The organism is Paenibacillus taichungensis, assembly GCF_050994985.1.
GTDB lineage: Bacteria > Bacillota > Bacilli > Paenibacillales > Paenibacillaceae > Paenibacillus > Paenibacillus taichungensis.
Window position 1 is genome coordinate 6,386,872 of the sequence record NZ_CP194720.1, and the last position, 16,938, is coordinate 6,403,809.

The 16,938-nt window shown below is 53.2% G+C and carries 11 protein-coding genes; 7 read left to right on the forward strand and 4 right to left on the reverse strand.

Translation table 11 applies throughout. The annotated features are described in order from the left end of the window. Positions 1–14 precede the first annotated feature (14 nt). The 4 genes from ACR1R9_RS28875 (at position 15) to ACR1R9_RS28890 (ending at position 7,822) form a co-directional block, all read left to right on the forward strand. Complete coding sequence (locus ACR1R9_RS28875; RefSeq protein ID WP_256716708.1) at positions 15–1,460, forward strand: DUF6385 domain-containing protein; 1,446 nt, start codon at positions 15–17, stop codon at positions 1,458–1,460. A gap of 79 nt (positions 1,461–1,539) precedes the next feature. Further along, a complete protein-coding gene (locus ACR1R9_RS28880) occupies positions 1,540–3,897 on the forward strand; it encodes a glycosyltransferase (RefSeq protein WP_433948848.1) in 2,358 nt (785 codons plus the stop codon). Next, positions 3,854–5,758 carry a tetratricopeptide repeat-containing glycosyltransferase family 2 protein gene (locus ACR1R9_RS28885; protein ID WP_433922134.1) on the forward strand — a complete coding sequence of 635 codons (1,905 nt, stop codon included), beginning with the start codon at positions 3,854–3,856 and terminating at the stop codon, positions 5,756–5,758. The genes ACR1R9_RS28880 and ACR1R9_RS28885 overlap by 44 nt, the downstream gene beginning before the upstream one ends. Before the next feature lie 51 nt (positions 5,759–5,809). Then, positions 5,810–7,822: a glycosyltransferase gene (locus ACR1R9_RS28890; RefSeq protein WP_433948847.1), complete on the forward strand. Its 2,013-nt coding sequence runs from the start codon at positions 5,810–5,812 to the stop codon at positions 7,820–7,822. Positions 7,823–7,905: 83 nt separating this feature from the next. Here ACR1R9_RS28890 and ACR1R9_RS28895 read toward each other — a convergent pair whose 3' ends face one another. Genes ACR1R9_RS28895 through ACR1R9_RS28910 form a run of 4 tightly spaced genes read right to left on the reverse strand, consistent with a single transcriptional unit; the run spans position 7,906 to position 12,218 of the window. Further along, complete coding sequence (locus ACR1R9_RS28895; protein ID WP_433922132.1) at positions 7,906–8,577, reverse strand: class I SAM-dependent methyltransferase; 672 nt, start codon at positions 8,575–8,577, stop codon at positions 7,906–7,908. Next, positions 8,574–10,007 carry a glycosyltransferase family 4 protein gene (locus ACR1R9_RS28900; protein WP_433922131.1) on the reverse strand — a complete coding sequence of 478 codons (1,434 nt, stop codon included), beginning with the start codon at positions 10,005–10,007 and terminating at the stop codon, positions 8,574–8,576. Before ACR1R9_RS28900 ends, ACR1R9_RS28895 begins: the two co-directional genes overlap by 4 nt. A gap of 1 nt (position 10,008) precedes the next feature. Beyond that, positions 10,009–10,923, reverse strand: coding sequence for a glycosyltransferase (locus ACR1R9_RS28905; protein ID WP_433922130.1), 915 nt, complete (start codon positions 10,921–10,923; stop codon positions 10,009–10,011). Beyond that, positions 10,920–12,218 carry a hypothetical protein gene (locus tag ACR1R9_RS28910; protein ID WP_099857258.1) on the reverse strand — a complete coding sequence of 433 codons (1,299 nt, stop codon included), beginning with the start codon at positions 12,216–12,218 and terminating at the stop codon, positions 10,920–10,922. The genes ACR1R9_RS28905 and ACR1R9_RS28910 overlap by 4 nt, the downstream gene beginning before the upstream one ends. Before the next feature lie 428 nt (positions 12,219–12,646). On the opposite strand from ACR1R9_RS28910, the gene ACR1R9_RS28915 reads away from it, so the two are divergent. From ACR1R9_RS28915 to cydD, 3 genes are read left to right on the forward strand one after another with little or no spacing between them, the layout of a single operon-like run. Beyond that, on the forward strand, positions 12,647–14,062 hold the full coding sequence (locus tag ACR1R9_RS28915) for a cytochrome ubiquinol oxidase subunit I (RefSeq protein WP_099857260.1): 1,416 nt from the start codon (positions 12,647–12,649) through the stop codon (positions 14,060–14,062). Further along, a complete protein-coding gene (gene cydB, locus ACR1R9_RS28920) occupies positions 14,046–15,062 on the forward strand; it encodes a cytochrome d ubiquinol oxidase subunit II (RefSeq protein ID WP_099857679.1) in 1,017 nt (338 codons plus the stop codon). The genes ACR1R9_RS28915 and cydB overlap by 17 nt, the downstream gene beginning before the upstream one ends. A gap of 1 nt (position 15,063) precedes the next feature. Continuing rightward, positions 15,064–16,938, forward strand: coding sequence for a thiol reductant ABC exporter subunit CydD (gene cydD / locus ACR1R9_RS28925; RefSeq protein ID WP_099857262.1), 1,875 nt, complete (start codon positions 15,064–15,066; stop codon positions 16,936–16,938).

The following is a 16,938-nucleotide window of genomic DNA, read 5'->3' on the forward strand; positions in this document are numbered from 1 at the left end:
GGAGGACGAGGCATATGCCTAACTTTACAACGTTTAATACGAATCCGGATAATCTCAGGACTTTGATTTTTGGTCATGATAGTACAGGTGCTGCCCAGCCGGTTCACACCGATACAAGCGGGAACGTACTCGGAATTATTTTGGATGGTACGATTAGTAATATATCAGGTCTCACTACCGTTACCATTAATGCCGGAACCATCACAAATATTCTGAACGGAACGATTACCAGCGTCCTCGGAGCAACGATCACGGCGGGTACCATTAACAGCGTGCTTGGCGCAACCATCACAGCCGGAACATTAACAAACCTGCTGAATGGTACGATCACCAGTGTTCTGGGAGCTACCATTACTGCCGGAACGATCACAAGTGTGCTCGGGGCAACCGTTACTGCGGGGACATTAACAAACCTGCTCAATGGTACCATCACCAGCGTGCTTGGAGCTACAATCACCGCAGGAACGTTGACCAACTTGTTGAATGGTACAATCACGAGTGTCCTCGGAGCGACGATTACAGCAGGAACGATCACCAGCGTGCTTGGAGCCACAGTGACAGCGGGAACACTAACCAACTTGCTAAACGGTACAATCACGAGTGTCCTCGGAGCGACAATTACAGCAGGAACGATCACCAGCGTGCTTGGAGCCACGGTGACAGCGGGGACGCTGACAAACTTGCTGAACGGTACAATCACGAGTGTACTTGGGGCGACAATTACAGCCGGAACAATCACCAGCGTGCTTGGAGCCACAGTGACGGCGGGAACGCTGACGAACTTGCTAAACGGTACAATCACGAGTGTCCTCGGAGCGACGATCACCGCAGGAACGATCACCAGTGTGCTTGGAGCAACAATCACTGCGGGTACAATCACCAGTGTCCTTGGAGCTACGATTACCGCAGGAACACTGACGAACTTGTTAAATGGTACCATCACCAGCGTATTGGGAGCTACCGTGACAGCCGGAACGTTAACGAATTTGCTGAACGGTACGATTACCAGTGTACTGGGTGCCACCATTACAGCCGGAACATTGACGAACTTGTTAAATGGTACCATTACCAGCGTATTGGGAGCCACCATTACAGCGGGTACACTCAGCAGCGTGACGTCCATTTCGCAAAAGAGCTTTCAGGAATCACAGCTTCTTAGTACGCCGACGGCAAACACGTTTACACCGCTTCCGGCGGTCACGACGAGTGTGTTCGGCACTTATTCTTTCTTTGTATATAACAGGGGTCCGGGGCTTAACCGGGTTGATGCCCGCGTTGAAATCAGTGCTAACGGTACCAACTGGTACGATGATGTGGACACGGTGACCGGGATTTTGCCAGGCTCGGTGGATGTTCTGGTGCCGCAGCGTTTTCTCAAATATACACGTCTTTCCTACCGCTCCAGTCTACTGGGAGCACCCAGCACGATTGATGTGTTCTTCAATGGACAAGGCACATAACCTGGTTGGTTGTCATATAGGTACATGGAGTCCCTTTGGTGGGCTTCATGTACTTTTTTTGCATTGGAGGTGGCTGCATATGCAGAACAGGTTACTCGGAATTCATATGATTGTGCAAAATGAAGAACATCATCTGGCCCGCTGTCTCGACAGCTTCAAGCCGATGGGCAGCGAATGCTTCATTACAGATACCGGGTCAACAGATCGTACACCGGAGATCGCCAGACATTATGGAGCAACGGTGCTTCACGCCCGTTGGGAAGATGATTTTGCACATGCCAGAAATATAAGTTTGCCTCTCGCGAGCACAGAATGGATTCTGTGTCTGGACGCGGATGAGTATGTCATACAGGGATTGGAAGAGCTTTTGGATTATCTACCGAAGGTCCATAAGAGCGTTTCGAGACTGCGGATTACGATAGAGAACCGAATTGGCGAGGGAGCGGGAGAGCGTGTGATCTTCCAACCTGTGCGTCTTTTTCGCGCCAACCAAGGATATCGGTATGCGGGGCGTATACATGAGCAATTGGTTCGTGGAGGAGCAAAGGATGATGGAAAACAAGAAGAAGGCGCTCTGGAAATAAGCGACTCCTCTACCCGTGAGGAAGATGGGATCGCTGAGCATGAACCCTTGGCTCCACTGCGTTTGGTACATGATGGTTATTTGCCGTCCACGATTGCTCAAGGACATAAACCTTTGCGTAATCTAAAGCTTTTGCAGCAGGAATTAGCTGATCGTCCGGGGCAACCTTTTCACCTCTATAATGTGGGGGTGACATACTGCCAGTTAGGGGATATCGAACAGGCAGCAGGAGCCTTTACTGAATCCTTTCTTCATACACCGCTGCACGCTCCGTATCGCTCCACCCTGGTTCGGGACTATGCCAAGGTTCTTCTGGCAATGGGGCGTTATGACGAGGCTCATGGATTATTGGCGGTAGAAAGACAGCGTTATGCGGGTTATGCCGACCTGCATCTGATATATGGAGAGATTTTGGAGCAACAGGGTCTAGAGGAGAGGGCCTACAAGTCCTATGCAAGAGCAACAGATTGCCGGGAGGGCTTCAATGGAGCTGATCTCAAGGACAATAACAAGGCAGAGATTCGAGGCATACATCAGCAAGCAATCGAGCAAACAGATAAACCGGGAAGCGATGAATTACGTGAGGGCAAGTCCTCTGATGATGTTCACAGAGAGCCAGCCCGATTGGAAAGACATTACGTAACGGATATAGGTAGCGATAGCTACAAGGCCTATACAGCCATGGGAAGGCTTGCACAGAAAAGAGGCTTTCTGCAGGAGTCTGCTCATCTGTACAGCCTGGCTCTGGGGAGTGAGATCACGTATGCTCCTGCATGGACAGGGTTAGCCGATGTATTGCAGCAATCCGGAGAGACGGATGAAAGCATAACAGAGACACTATGCGCACGCTGGAAAGAGCATTCAAAGAAAGAGGATCCAGATCTGAGCGGAGTCACATACGATGATGGTCAGGCATATGTGGTGTATGCACTTGCTTCCAGCGGAGCGTATGGGCAAGCATTAGACTTGCTACATGGTGATGCCCGAAATACGCATATAAAACATGAAGAGTACCTGTATTGGATGTTATGTGACAACAGGGTATCAGATGCGTTGCAGTTCGTGCAGAAACAGTGGAGTGACGAGCAACGTGCGGGCGTAAACCTCCAACCTGAGCAACGACTAGACTTGGCATTGACCTTTTGGGCAAATGAATTGTCTGTATCCGAATCATTTATGGCAGCAGCAGAACCTCAGGAGAGGGAAGGCTGGAGGTTGCTGAATGGCCTGCTGGATACGGGAAAACGGGTGCATGCCGAGGATGACAGAGATGGGGAAATAGTTCACCAGACGCTTCAGGCTGCAACGGAGCTGAGTAAGAACATATTGATTCGGGCAGTACAGATGGGACAACTGGCGTTTGCCAGGAACCTGTACGAGAAGATGGCTGTAATTAACCCTGAACACGACGGAAATGGTGTTCATAGCCGTTGGCTGGCCGCTGTTCTTTACCGCCAGGGATACACCATGGCAGCCGCAGAGCTGCTGATTCAATGTATGTCACAAGGCGATTTGGATGCGGCAAGCCTCTTTTACCTTGGGGAAGCCGTGTATGCTAAAGGGCATTATGATCAGGCATTGATTCTTTTCCAGCAGGCATTGGAGAAGGACTCAGAACAGCGGCAGGCGAGGGCTGGAGCTGCTGTCTGTTATATGCGGCAGGCGCTAGGGGTTATCAGACACGAACAAACTCGTTCTCCCGCTGACAAAGTACTTATGGCACAACAGACTGTGCTGGAAACGCAGCTACGAACCGCCGAAGGCATTCCTTGGCGTACGGTGTTCCATGCGAAGGAGAGGAGGAACCAGCTTGCCGACCAAACACATTTCATTATGCATGATCGTGAAGGATGAAGAAGAACTATTGCCTCATTGTCTCGAAAGTGTCCGCGGGGCGGTGGACGAGATCATTGTTGTGGATACCGGTTCGTCGGACCGAAGTGCAGCCATTGCCAGGGAATATGGGGCAGTGGTTGTGCCGTTTAAGTGGAGCGATGATTTTGCCGCGGCACGAAATGCTGGGCTGGAGAAGGCTTCGGGCGAATGGATTCTTTTTCTCGATGCGGACGAGGCGCTGGATAAGACTGCACGGGAGCAGATCAGAAGCTGGACGGTAGCCAGCGGATGTGACGGATTGTTTTTAAATATCCATAACTATACAGGTTCGGGTCAGCAAGGGGTGACGGTAAATCCGGTATTGCGCCTCTTTAGGAACGAGCCGGAGCATCGGTTCGAGGGTCGGATTCATGAGCAGATCGCGGTGGCAATTTGTCGGAAAAATCCACAGGCTGCTTTTCACGTGACAGACATGATCATCCACCATTACGGGTATCAGACGGCCATTGTGGAGCGCAAAGATAAGGTGAACCGGAATTTGCGTTTGCTTCAACAGGCGGTGGAGGAAGAGCCAGATCAGCCGTTCCATCACTATAACCTGGGTGTTGAGTATTTACGGATGGGGGAAACGGAACAGGCGCTGAAGACGTTTGGGGTAGCAAAAGCGGGAATTGACCCCACCCTGACAAGTTATGCACATCTGTTGTTCAAATATGAGATTCGCTGTTTCCAGCATTTGAGTCGCTGGCAGGAAGCATTGGATCACATCCATGCTGCTCTTGAACTCTTCCCAGAATACACGGACCTGCTGCATCATCGCGGAGTATGTGAGGAGGCGTTGGGCGAAACCGTAAAGGCAGAGCTATCGCTGCGTGAAGCAGTTCGTATGGGACCGCCGCCCCCCATATTTCATACAGAAGAAGGCATCGGAACCTATCAGACCTGGTATACCCTGGGGAGGCTGCTGGAGGGGCGGGCGGACCTTGAAGGCGCAGTGGATGCTTATGTGGAAGCAGTTCGTGCCAAATCGAGCCTGCTGCCGCCGTTGTACCGGATTTTTCGGATCATGCGGGTTTCGGGTCAAGAGCAACACTTGGTGGAGCTGATTAGGGAGCGATTTGCAATGACTTCAGAAGAGGCAATTCAGAAAGTATTGGGCATTCTGGAGCAGTGTCGTTGCTATGATACAGCTGTGCAGTTGTTGCCAGACATATCTTCAGACCTTTCAGCGGAGATGAGGGGGAGGTTATCCATGGCTGAGGCTTTGCTTCAGATTCAACAGGGGAAATGGAACAAGGCACGCCTTAAGCTGGACACGGTACGGCGAAAAAAAGGAGAGCTTTCTGTATCAGCTACCCATTGGATAGAGCGACTAGACTGGATTGAAGGTAGACCGATCGAGGGGAAAGATCAACTGACTTCTTGGCTGTACCGTCATTCGCAACCGGATACGGAGTCGGAGCGATATCAACAGGCAGAACGAATCAGTAATTCACAAGCCGTTGCCCAAAATGAAGACTCAAACGTGGCTGCTGGAACAGCATATAATGGCTGGCAGGCACTTGGACTGATGATGGAAGGATGTGTGCAATCCGGGAAATGGGATGTGCTGCATACGCTGGTCCAGCTTGGTCAGGGGCAGTTGGCAGAAGGAGTGTATCCATTGGTGGAAGGAGCCCGGCAGGAAGCGGGAGAACCCTTTTTCGGAGCCTCCGATTCACGTGTCGGAACGAGCTGGCTGGTGAAAGGGCTTGTCAGTGCTGCCGATCATCATTTGGAGGCATATGCTCAAGGGACAGAAGGACAGCGAGATCGCTGTTGGCCTGTGGTTCAACAGATTAGGTTGGATTTACCGGGGCCGGATGGTTTTGAGTTTTGAAGATTGAATGAAAGAGAGCAGAACCCCGAATAGGAAGGAGGGAGGATGAACATGCAGACAGGAATCAGCCTGTGCATGATCGTGAAGGATGAGGCCCGGTCGCTTCAGCGATGCTTGGATGCTATTCAGGATGTTGTGGATGAGATCATCGTTGTGGATACGGGATCAACGGATGAGACGATCCACATTGCCCGTCGTTATGGTGCGGTTGTTATCAGTGCAGCATGGACCGGAGATTTTAGTGCTGCCCGCAACCTGTCCCTTGCTGCTGCCACTCATCCTTGGATTCTGGTACTGGATGCGGATGAAGTCTGGATGCAGACCGAGCACAATCTGGCCGAGATGAAGCGGCTGCTGACCTCAAGTCAGGACGACGTATGGGGATACTGGATACAGGTGACGAGTTTGCTCGGAATGTCTGGAGAAGAGCGTGTGACGGATGTGGTGTGTCGTTTATTTCGGAATGATCCCCGGATTGCTTTTCAAGGCATGATTCATGAAGAAGTGGCATCTTCGATTCTGTCCTTCGCTCCGTGGGGTGTGGTCGATTCCGGGCTTGAGATTATTCATTATGGCTATCTGGAGCACGTTATTGTTGGCAAAAATAAACCCGAGCGCAATATGCGGCTAATTCGCTCCGCTCTTCAAGAGTCACCGGATCAACCGGAACTGTTATATGCGATGGCTGCCGAGTGGTTTCAGCAAGCGAGATACGATGAAGCGCTCAAGTTGTTACAGCCTTTGCTGGCAAAGCTTACGCCGGAATGCGGATATCATTCGGATCTGGTACTCAAAACGGCTTATGCCTGGCGGGAACGTAGCCGCCCAGAGAGAGCACTCGCTATCGTTGAGGAATGGAGGCCAGTGTATGCTGACTTCCCTGACTTGCTGGAGCTTGGTGCTGTGTTGGAGCTCGATCAGGGACGGGATGCTGCGGCGCTCGACTGGCTGAAGCAGGCCAAAGCGGCAGCATCCACAGCCAGTCGATATACGTCTGTTTCTGGTGCCGGAACGTATCGCAGCCTGACTCTGGAGGGCATGGCCCATGAACGGCTGGGCTGCTGGCAGGAGGCAGCTAAGGCCTATACCGCTGCGCTCGCCTTACAGCCCGGCAGCTTGTCAGCATGGCAGCGGCTGCTGCTGCTGGCCGCAGCTAGCGGGCGGCCGAACGCCATCGCAAGCGCAGCCCAGCGGATAAGCCTGCCGCCTGCGGCCTGGCAGGCGCTGATCCCGGCCGCGCTGGATGCGCATCGGCCGGAATGGCTGTCGCGCCACGCGGCATCGCTGGCCGCCGCGCTGCGGGCGCAGCCCCTCGCCGCTGGGCTGGCGCTGGCCCAGCTCGGCGAGGACGCCGCTGCCCGGGCGGCTTTGCAGCCCTGGGCAACGCATGCGCAGCACGGGCCGGAGGCGGCGCTAGCGCTGTGGGCGCTCGGCCACAAGCAGCCCGGCGAGCACCGCACCCGGGCTGCGGCGGGCTTAGCGCGAGGCGTCGCAGCGTCGTCGCCAGCGCGGCGTAAGGCCCGCCAGCAGGAGGCCGCGCCAGACGCAGCCCGCGCAGCGGAGGCGCTGCTGCGCGGCGGCGCCCCGGCTCGCTGCGCCCTGCCAGCGCCGCAGGCCGTGCACGCCGCGGCGCTGGCGCTCGCGCGCGTAGGCGCCTGGGCCGCATGGCTGCGCCTGCTGCAGGCCCTGCCGCCCGGCCAGGCGCCGGCGCTGCTCGCGGCGCTTCCGCCTGCGGCCCGCTGCGGGCTGCTGCGCGCTCCCGCGAGCGTGCGTGAAGGGCTGCATGCGCTGTTCGGCACGCCGCATGGCGCGCAGCAGCCCTTCACGCACGAAGTGCCCGCCATGGTACTGGCGGGCACGCTCGCTTTGCTCGCTGGGCGGCAGCGCACTGCGCGTGATTGGGCCGAATGGGCCCAAGTCACTGCACGGCAACCCGCCGCCTCTGGCAGCCCGGCGACCACCATCCCGCCGGGCCTGCACACCCTGCTGCGCCTGACATCACCCGGCGCAGCATCCACCGAAGCATACGCTAACCAGTGCAGTATGCTGCTGGTTCATCTCTAACGACTTCGGTATCCAAAAGGTTTAAGGATTTGGAGTTAATCTCAATCTATGCCCTCATCAATGATCCCATTTATCCATCCCAATTACTCCTTACGAATAACAGCACGAAAACAACGGATTGCCGGGCCATACATGTCAGACCAGATGGCATCCTCCGGTTCTTTCACGCTCAGCTTACCTTCGATCGTCAGTCCAGTGACAGCCATAATGGTCTCCAGCAGATCAGGGCGCATCTCGGGTACATCAAACGTGGCTATCAACCGTCCGTCCGGCTTCAGCACCCTGGCGAATTCGCGAAAGGCGCGCAGCATCGTGCCTGTATCCAGATGCTCCAACACGGAGATGCAGAATACGCTGTCAAACATCTCCGATTCATACGGAAGCTGAGCCAGATTGGCCTGCGCAAGATGCAGTCGGTCTAGGCTCGATTCCGGCAGGTTACGTGCGGCCTGCTCACCAAAATCAGAAGCGATATCCAGCCGGATCGCTTCTCTGGACAAAATACGCTCATCCCAATCACAGGCATGAACTTCCCGGCAGTGCTCTGCCAGCCAAAATTTGAATGGATGGGATATACCACAGGCGGCGTCGAGTACGACGTCTTCTTGACGTGCAAACTGGCGTGCCCATTCGTACTCGTACGGACGGCTCCACCACGCAGGATGCAGTGGAAAAACCAATGTATCCGTTTTGGGGTCGCCCTCCCGAATGTATCTTGATTCCGTGAAATCCGTTGCATTTGGCGTATCCATCATCCCCGAATTCCCTCCTTTAATCCTGCTTCTGCCAGAAAAGATTCCAATACCGTACTCCATCTGCGCCGCCAGTGGGAGATGTCGTAGGATAACGTCGTCTCGCGGGCATAGATACCCAGCCGCTCCCGCTCGGCCTTATCCTGAACTAGACGCACCAGCGCGGCGGTCAGCGCTTCTTCCCCTGGAGGTACCAGCAGTCCGTTGAAGCCATCCTGAATCAGATCATTCAATCCGCCAACATTGGAAGCAACAACCGGAAGCCCACAGCTCATCGCCTCCAGACAAGCGTAGGATGTTCCTTCCGAGAAGACTGTCGGGATCACCGCGATATCTGCCTGATGGTAGGCCTCGCGAATATCCCGAAAATCATACGTGCGCTGTATAATTCGATCCGCATGGGGGTGCGTGCGATGCCAATATCGGAAGGATCGACCCACCGTACTGCCTTCAACCAGCTCTCCCGCAAATTCGACCTCCAGATCGGGAAAGGCACCGAGCAGTCGGTCTGCTGCCAGCATCATCGGAATAATGCCCCGTTCCATGCTGATGCGGCGTGGATATAAAATGCGCAGTGGACGTGAGGGGTTCACATTAGTTGCAGCCGGTGTGTCGTCGCCCTGATCCTTCAAATGTTCATCCATCAGCTCATTTGGCTGCCGACCAGTGTGGCCCTGTCGGATATCCCTCGAGTCCAGTTCTTCAGCGATTACTGTCACCTCGGATCTGTCCGCCCGCACTATGCCGTTTCCAACGTTTCTTTCCCCCACGGATGACGCAGCATTCAACCCCGAGATGGCAGCTTCAGCATGCTCTTCATGGCCTGCAAGATCTTTCTTCCATGCCGCCAGCCATTCTTCTTCCTGTTCAGGCTCAAACGTACGCCTTGGCGGAGCAGGTGTGAAGTAGGAGGTATCCACCGCATTGGGAATAAGCACGACCTGACTGGCATCCGCAAACGTACAAGCAGCACGGCAAAAGGTCTGAAAATGGGAATCGACCGACACGATGCGTACAAGTCCATCCAGTGCCAGCTGAATATGCTCAGCAACTTGCTGCTTGGTTTCGAGTGGCAGCGCGGGACGATCCCAGTTAATGCCATGGCAGATACCGAGGCTGCCCGGCTTGTAGGCAATGGGCTGCCACAGGCAGCTTGCATAGATCACAGGCCCTCGCGCTGCGGCAGCCATTCGGGCAAAAGCTTCGGGTACATCATTCATATCGTAGGCATACCCATATACATCGATCTGTTCCGTGCGGGTATGAAAAGCTTCAAAATAGGACAACTGATGAACCTCGGGGATATGTCCCAATCCGCGGATTACACTGCACAAATCAAGAACGTAACGCTCCAGACCGCCCCCGAACACCCGGCTGAATTCCCGGTTATATCCATCGGTGAAGCTGTGTGTCAATATGCTGACCACGCCCATCTCACTGCTCCTCCTTCCACAGAATCAGTCGGGGCTCCGGATCAAGAATTGATTCATAGTGTTCCAGGCTGCCCCACTCGCCGTGTGGATCAATTCGTTTATAACGCAAATATTTCCGAACCCGATCCTCCAGACTTCCTGCCCAGCCAAGATGCTGGACTTTCAATTCTGTTGTGATTCCGGGCAGTACAGTGCAGGGTAAAGGGAGGCGAGGCACATGATGATTTTGCTGAGGATAAAAGTAAGGATAACCCGGCATATATCGAACCAGAGAAGCGGTATGCCGTCGGTGAAGTCCCCAAAGCTCATCTTCCCGATAGTGAGTTCGTCCGCCCCACATATCGTAGAAGCGGAAAGCGATCCAGTCCGCATGGTCCTGGTTAATCAGAGCGCGTATCGCTTTCTTCGCTTCCGTGCTGTATAGCTCATCGGCATCAACCGAGAGCAACCAATCCGGCGAGGTACCTGCTGCTGCTTGCCATAGTGCATTGCGTAATCGCCATTCCTCCGCAAATAACGGCTTTTCCAGCACTTCCAGACGAACGACCTTGGGATAGGCTCTGCATATATCGGGTGTTCCATCTGTGCTGGCATCGTCCACAATGACGATCTCATCCACAAATTCACTTAAATCGTCCAGCACTTCCTCCAGATATCGCCCTCGCTCGTTACGTACCTGAAGCATGGCGGTCAGTTTATTGCCCTGACTTTTACGAACCCGACGAACGGAAAACGGCTCTCTGAATAGGTCTGTATCCTGGTGTTTTGCAGCATGCTGCTGATCCCCTTGCCCCTCTGTTTCAACATGCAGCGATTCCAGCGTTTCCGTAGGAGTATGAGTTGTTTCGGATCGTATATCCTTATGCACCATCGGTCCATTCACATGTTGTCTACGCTTCTTTGGGTCCAGCATCATGGCACCTCCCCCAGCAATTGCTGGACGGCTTGATCCAACAAATCCATCTCGACGATTCGTGCAAGTGCATCTTCATCCTCCAGTGCCGTCTCCAGAAATTGTCTCACCGCCCCGTGACGTTCTCCGCGCAAAGCCAGAGCTAGACCCGATAATTGCCGATAATCCTGTCGGCTGGGGCTATCCTGAATATCCACTGCATGCACCAAATCTAATGCATCTTCCACACGTCCAGTCTCCTGATAGATACGAAATTTCCAATGCCGTGCCGTTTCGCCTCCGAGTTCATCCAAAATGTGCAATGCGTTTCCATAATCATCATTCAGACGCAGCAGTTCTGCCCGGACAAGCTGTTCCTCTCCGGCCTCCAGCCAGCGACAGAGTTGTTCATAATGGTGCCGTTCCTGCTCGTTGCCTGCGCTGATTCCATACACCTGCAACGCATTCTCGATTTCCCCGGCCCTTGCATGAATGGCGGAGAGGAATCGATAGTGGGAGCTTACACAATCATTGCGCCCGTTTAATACCGCGTGGGAGAAGGCCTCCTTGAGTGAAGCAGCCGCTCTGGAATCCTCTAGCACATATTCATAGGCTGCCAGCAAAAAGGAAATCGTCTCATGCGCTCCAGCTTTGGACCGAAGCTGACGATAGAAGTCGGCCCGCACACTACATTGCAGCTGGGTGACCGTATCCTGAACACCCGAGAGGGTCTGTCGCAGCGCATGCAGGAATAGCAGTTCATAGTCCCGGAGAGGGACCTCGAGGTCATCCTTTTGCATGACACCAGCAGGAGAGGTATCCTCTCCATTCAGCCAGATGGCGCGTACACCCTGGAATACCAGCTTCATGTAGCGTGTTTCTGAAGTGGTGCCCACCAGATCGGCGATACCGACCAGTCTTGAAATACAGCTCTCCCATAAGGGGGACTCGGCTTCTTCACCAACCGGCTCGGGAAGAAGTACAATACAGAGCTCCGGATGGAGCGAGGCTGTGGCGGTAAGCCAGTAGGGATGAGCAACCACAGCAACCGTACGGGGCTCCTGCAGCAATTGTTCTGCTTCGGGAAGCGTGATGACGGTGATATTCGCAGGCATTTCCTCGGAGCGCTCCAGACTGCTGACATAGTAGACAGGCCCTTCCGCAACCATCAGAGCAGCGATGTCTGGATAGGGAAAAGCAGACCATCCTCCCTTCCGGGGGAAAAGAATATAACGAAAGGCAGACAGGTCCGTACTTGGCTCTTCTGCATCTACCCCTTGATGAGGCTCCGGGTCCGGGATCGGAGACAGCTCTTCCATCGATGAATCACCTCACTTGATTTACATTTTGTCCGTTCACGGATTGAAGCATCACCACCTGATAAACATCAGATTGGCGCTGCTTTGAATGATATCAATGAATCCAATAATTCAATATGTAATGCCCATTTTGCCCAGCGTATTTTATGCCTGACACTAACATATGGGCGTTCCGTCCCAAACATGAGCATCTTCCGTGAATAGACGAAGCTGGCAAGCTCAAAGATTAGGTTTATTTTTTTCTATTGTGTGACCATCGTCACTTTTTTTTGCTGTCATGGCAGGGTTTGTGATAATTGTCACATGTATAAAATAGTCTATCTGGCACAATACGTTCATCAATACGTGTTTGGCTGACAGAAACGGAAGAAGGGGCTTCAATGTCAAATACGAAAACTGCGATATGAACAGAAAGAAGGGGTAACGGTATGGATCCGATCATGTTATCGCGTATCCAATATGCGCTCACAACGATTTTCCATTTCTTTTTTGTACCGCTGTCCATCGGTCTTGTGCTGCTGGTAGCCATTATGGAGACGTTGTACGTAGTGAAGGGTAAGGAAGTTTACAAAACGATGGCCAAATTCTGGGGCAAGCTGTTCCTGATTAACTTCGCCGTTGGTGTAGTCACAGGCATTCTGCAAGAATTCCAGTTCGGCATGAACTGGTCGGAGTACTCCCGTTTTGTCGGGGATGTATTTGGTGCGCCACTGGCTGTAGAAGCCTTATTGGCGTTTTTTATGGAGTCTACCTTTATTGGACTCTGGATTTTCGGATGGGATCGTTTGTCCAAAAAAGTGCACCTAGCTTGTATCTGGCTGGTATTTGTCGGCACATTCCTGTCTGCGCTCTGGATTCTGGCAGCCAATTCATTCATGCAGCATCCGGTTGGCTTTGAGATTAATAATGGCCGCGCCGAGATGAATGACTTCTTTGCACTGATTACGAATGGTCAACTGCTGGTAGAGTTCCCGCACACGATTTTTGGTGCCCTGATGACAGGTGCATTCGTCGTAACCGGGATTAGTGCCTACAAGTTAATGAAGAAGCAGGATGTGGAAATATTCCGCAAATCGTTCAACATTGCCATCATTATTGGCCTGGTTTCCTCACTGGGGGTTGCCTTCTCGGGTCACTTCCAGGCGCAATATCTAGTGGAGACGCAGCCAATGAAAATGGCAGCCAGTGAAGGAACATGGACGACGACGGAAGACCCTGCACCATGGACCGTGGTAGCCTTTATCGACCCGAACAAACAGGAGAATTCCGGCGAAATCAAAATCCCTGGATTGCTCAGTTATCTGTCCTATAGCAAGTTCTCTGGCAGTGTCAAAGGCATGAAGGAATTGCAGGCGGAGTATGAGCAGACGTATGGTCCAGGAGACTACATTCCTCCGGTACGGACGACGTTCTGGAGCTTCCGCATCATGATTGCTGCGGGTGGCTTGATGATTCTGCTTGCTTTATACGGTACCTATCTGGCGATGCGCCGCAAGTTGGAGGGGGCAGGAAAATGGTTTATGCGCTTGATGGTGTTTGCCATTTCCCTTCCGTTTATCGCCAATACGTCGGGTTGGATTATGACTGAGGTGGGAAGGCAGCCGTGGACAGTATTTGGTTATATGACAACCGCAGCCGGGGTATCTCCGAACGTAAGCGCAGGCCAGATTTTGTTCTCCACCATTGCTTTTACAGCAGCGTATACGGTTCTCGGCATTGTGATGGTCTACCTGTTCGTTCGTGAAATCAAGGCAGGGCCATATGCAGTCGAAAAGCCGGAGGAGCATGATGAATCGGCCGATCCGTTCGGCGTGGATGGGGGTTATTCTGTTGTCACTAAGTGAGTTGTGGTTTTTGCTGATTGCCGTCTTGTTTGTTGGTTTTTTCTTTCTGGAAGGTTTTGATTTTGGTGTGGGCATGTCTACTGCAATGATTGGAAAAACGGATCGTGAACGTCGTACCCTGATCAACTCGATCGGTCCGTTCTGGGATGGCAATGAAGTATGGCTGATTACGGCAGGGGGTGCAATGTTTGCAGCCTTCCCGCACTGGTATGCCACGCTGTTTAGCGGGTTTTATCTACCGCTGGTCGTCGTGCTGCTGGCCTTGATCGGACGCGGAGTTGCCTTTGAATTCCGCAGCAAAATGAGACATGAACGCTGGCGCAAAACATGGGACATCATCATTGTAGTCTCCAGTGCGTTACTACCATTCTTGTTCGGCGTTGTTTTCGCTACCTTGATGAAAGGCCTGCCTATTGATGCGCAGATGCAGCTTCGTCCCAGCTTCCTGGACATCGTCAATCCGTATACGGTGGTAGGTGGGTTGAGCGTAACGTTGTTGTGTCTGGTGCATGGTCTGCTGTTTGCTTCCTTGCGGACCGTCGGAGATCTTAGAGAACGTGCCCTGAATATGGCCAAAAAACTGATGCTGCCGCTGGCCGCGATCCTCGCGATCTACGCTGTGATGACATACTTCATGACCGATGTGTTTGCCGTACGCGGCTGGGCTCTCTGGATTATGGTTGTCCTCGGCGCTGCTTCATTGGGGCTGGCCGCTTACTTTGTGCGTCAGAAACGTGAAGCCTGGGCCTTCGGTATGACGGGAGCCGTGATTGCAATCGCGTTTGCCTCTGTATTTATCGGTCTGTTCCCAAGGGTCATGGTGAGTTCAATGGGTTCGGCGTTTGACCTGACAGTCTATAATGCTTCATCCGGTGCATATTCGCTGAAAGTGATGACGATTGTGGCTTGTACGCTGCTTCCGTTTGTACTCGGCTATCAGATCTGGAGTTATTACATTTTCCGCAAACGTCTGAACGATCAGCATCACCTGGAGTACTGATATGGGACGGGGGCTGCTGAAGCTGCCGGGCATCCGGCCAGTACTGGCGCTGGCCTCAGCGCTAGTACTGTTACAGGCGATGACGATTATCATGCAGGCGAAATGGCTGGCACAGGCGATTACGGCATTGTTTCAAGGTTCACCCGTAACGGAGCAGTACCCGGTACTGCTGTTGTTCCTGGCCGCTTTTGCCGCCCGCTATGCCCTGTCATTCTGGTTGCAGCTCATCGCTTCGCGGTACGCGGAGAAGACAGGAAACGATCTGCGTAGACAGATGGTGCAGCAGTGGTTCCGGCTGGGGCCGCGTTTTGCCAAAACGGAAGGAACAGGGCACCTAGTAACCTTGGCACGCGAAGGAACAGCCCAGTATAAGACGTATCTTGAACTGTTTATTCCCCGAATGCTGGGGATGGGGTTCACGCCAATCGTTATTCTGTTCTATGTCTTCAAGCTGGATATGATGTCCGGGGTTATTTTGACACTGACGCTGCCGATCCTGATTGTGTTTATGATTTTGGTGGGGTTGGCTGCACAACGCAAGATCGATGGACAGTTCAAGTCGTACAAAGCGCTGGCCAACCATTTTGTAGATACGCTCCGTGGGCTGGAAACACTCAAAACACTGGGACAAAGCGGTAAGCATGGGGAAACGATCATTCGGGTCAGTCAACGTTATCGCAAGGCTACGATGTCTACGCTGCGTATGGCTTTTCTGTCCTCCTTCGCACTTGATTTCTTCACCATGCTGTCGGTGGCTTCGGTAGCGGTTGAATTGGGGCTGCGCCTGACGGAAGGACATATGCTGCTTGGACCAGCGCTGACCGTACTCATTCTCGCACCGGAATACTTCCTGCCTGTACGAATGGTAGGCGCAGATTACCACGCTACACTGGACGGCAAAGAGGCCGGGGAAGCGATCAGCCAGATGATTGAACGAGGGAAAATGGCCGAACGTAAGCAAAAGGAAGCATACACAAGTGCTGTTCTGCATGGTGTGTCAGAAAAGAACGGAGAATCCTCTTCTTGTGAGCTTTCTTCTGGCCTAAGCGGTGTGGCTCCATCCACCATACGGGTGGTTTTACGTGAGGTGGATGCCCGAAGTGGCGTGGCTGCTTTCTCATCCAAACCCTCTTGGGAGGCGACAAGCAGACTGGCGCTCACTAACGTACAGGTACGGCATCAGGAAGACGGGCCATGTTCGCTGAATGATGTGACGTTTCAGGTTTCTGGTCTTGGTAAAGTAGGGATTATCGGAGCGAGCGGAGCAGGGAAATCAACCCTCATTGATGTGCTGGCAGGTTTCCAGCAGCTTACTTCAGGTCAGATCTTATATAACGGCCAGCCCCTATCTCCAGAGATGATGGAAGATTGGAGAAAACAAACGGCGGCGATTCCGCAACATCCAACTATTTTCAGTGGCAGCTTGGCGGATAATGTTCGGTTCTATATGCCTGAAGCTTCGGATGCGGAGGTGGCTGACGCCATTCACACAGCAGGTCTGCATAAGCTTGCCTCCTCCTTGGCGAATGGGTTGCAGGAACCGATTGGGGCTGGGGGAAGGCAGCTCAGCGGCGGGCAGGAACAGCGGGTGGCCTTGGCGAGAGCTCTGCTTAGTGCGCGCCCGATCCTACTGCTGGATGAGCCGACTGCGCATCTGGATGTGGAGACCGAGTATGAACTGAAACAGACCATGTTACCGCTGTTTGAGGGTAAGCTGGTGTTTCTGGCAACACATCGACTGCATTGGATGCCGCATATGGATCGCATTATCGTGATGGATGGCGGCACGGTTGCAGAGACAGGAACACATGAGGAATTATTGGCCCGACAAGGCGTATATTACCAGATGATTCAGGCCCAGATGGAGGCGGTGTAA

Excerpts from the sequence above, each read along its gene's own strand:
- ACR1R9_RS28890 (WP_433948847.1), top strand. The coding sequence starts at position 5,810 with ATGCAGACAGGAATCAGCCTGTGCATGATCGTGAAGGATGAGGCCCGG.
- ACR1R9_RS28915 (WP_099857260.1), top strand. The coding sequence starts at position 12,647 with ATGGATCCGATCATGTTATCGCGTATCCAATATGCGCTCACAACGATT.
- ACR1R9_RS28875 (WP_256716708.1), top strand. The coding sequence starts at position 15 with ATGCCTAACTTTACAACGTTTAATACGAATCCGGATAATCTCAGGACT.
- cydD (WP_099857262.1), top strand. The coding sequence starts at position 15,064 with ATGGGACGGGGGCTGCTGAAGCTGCCGGGCATCCGGCCAGTACTGGCG.
- ACR1R9_RS28905 (WP_433922130.1), bottom strand. The coding sequence starts at position 10,923 with ATGATGCTGGACCCAAAGAAGCGTAGACAACATGTGAATGGACCGATG.
- ACR1R9_RS28900 (WP_433922131.1), bottom strand. The coding sequence starts at position 10,007 with ATGGGCGTGGTCAGCATATTGACACACAGCTTCACCGATGGATATAAC.
- ACR1R9_RS28910 (WP_099857258.1), bottom strand. The coding sequence starts at position 12,218 with ATGGAAGAGCTGTCTCCGATCCCGGACCCGGAGCCTCATCAAGGGGTA.
- ACR1R9_RS28880 (WP_433948848.1), top strand. The coding sequence starts at position 1,540 with ATGCAGAACAGGTTACTCGGAATTCATATGATTGTGCAAAATGAAGAA.
- ACR1R9_RS28895 (WP_433922132.1), bottom strand. The coding sequence starts at position 8,577 with ATGATGGATACGCCAAATGCAACGGATTTCACGGAATCAAGATACATT.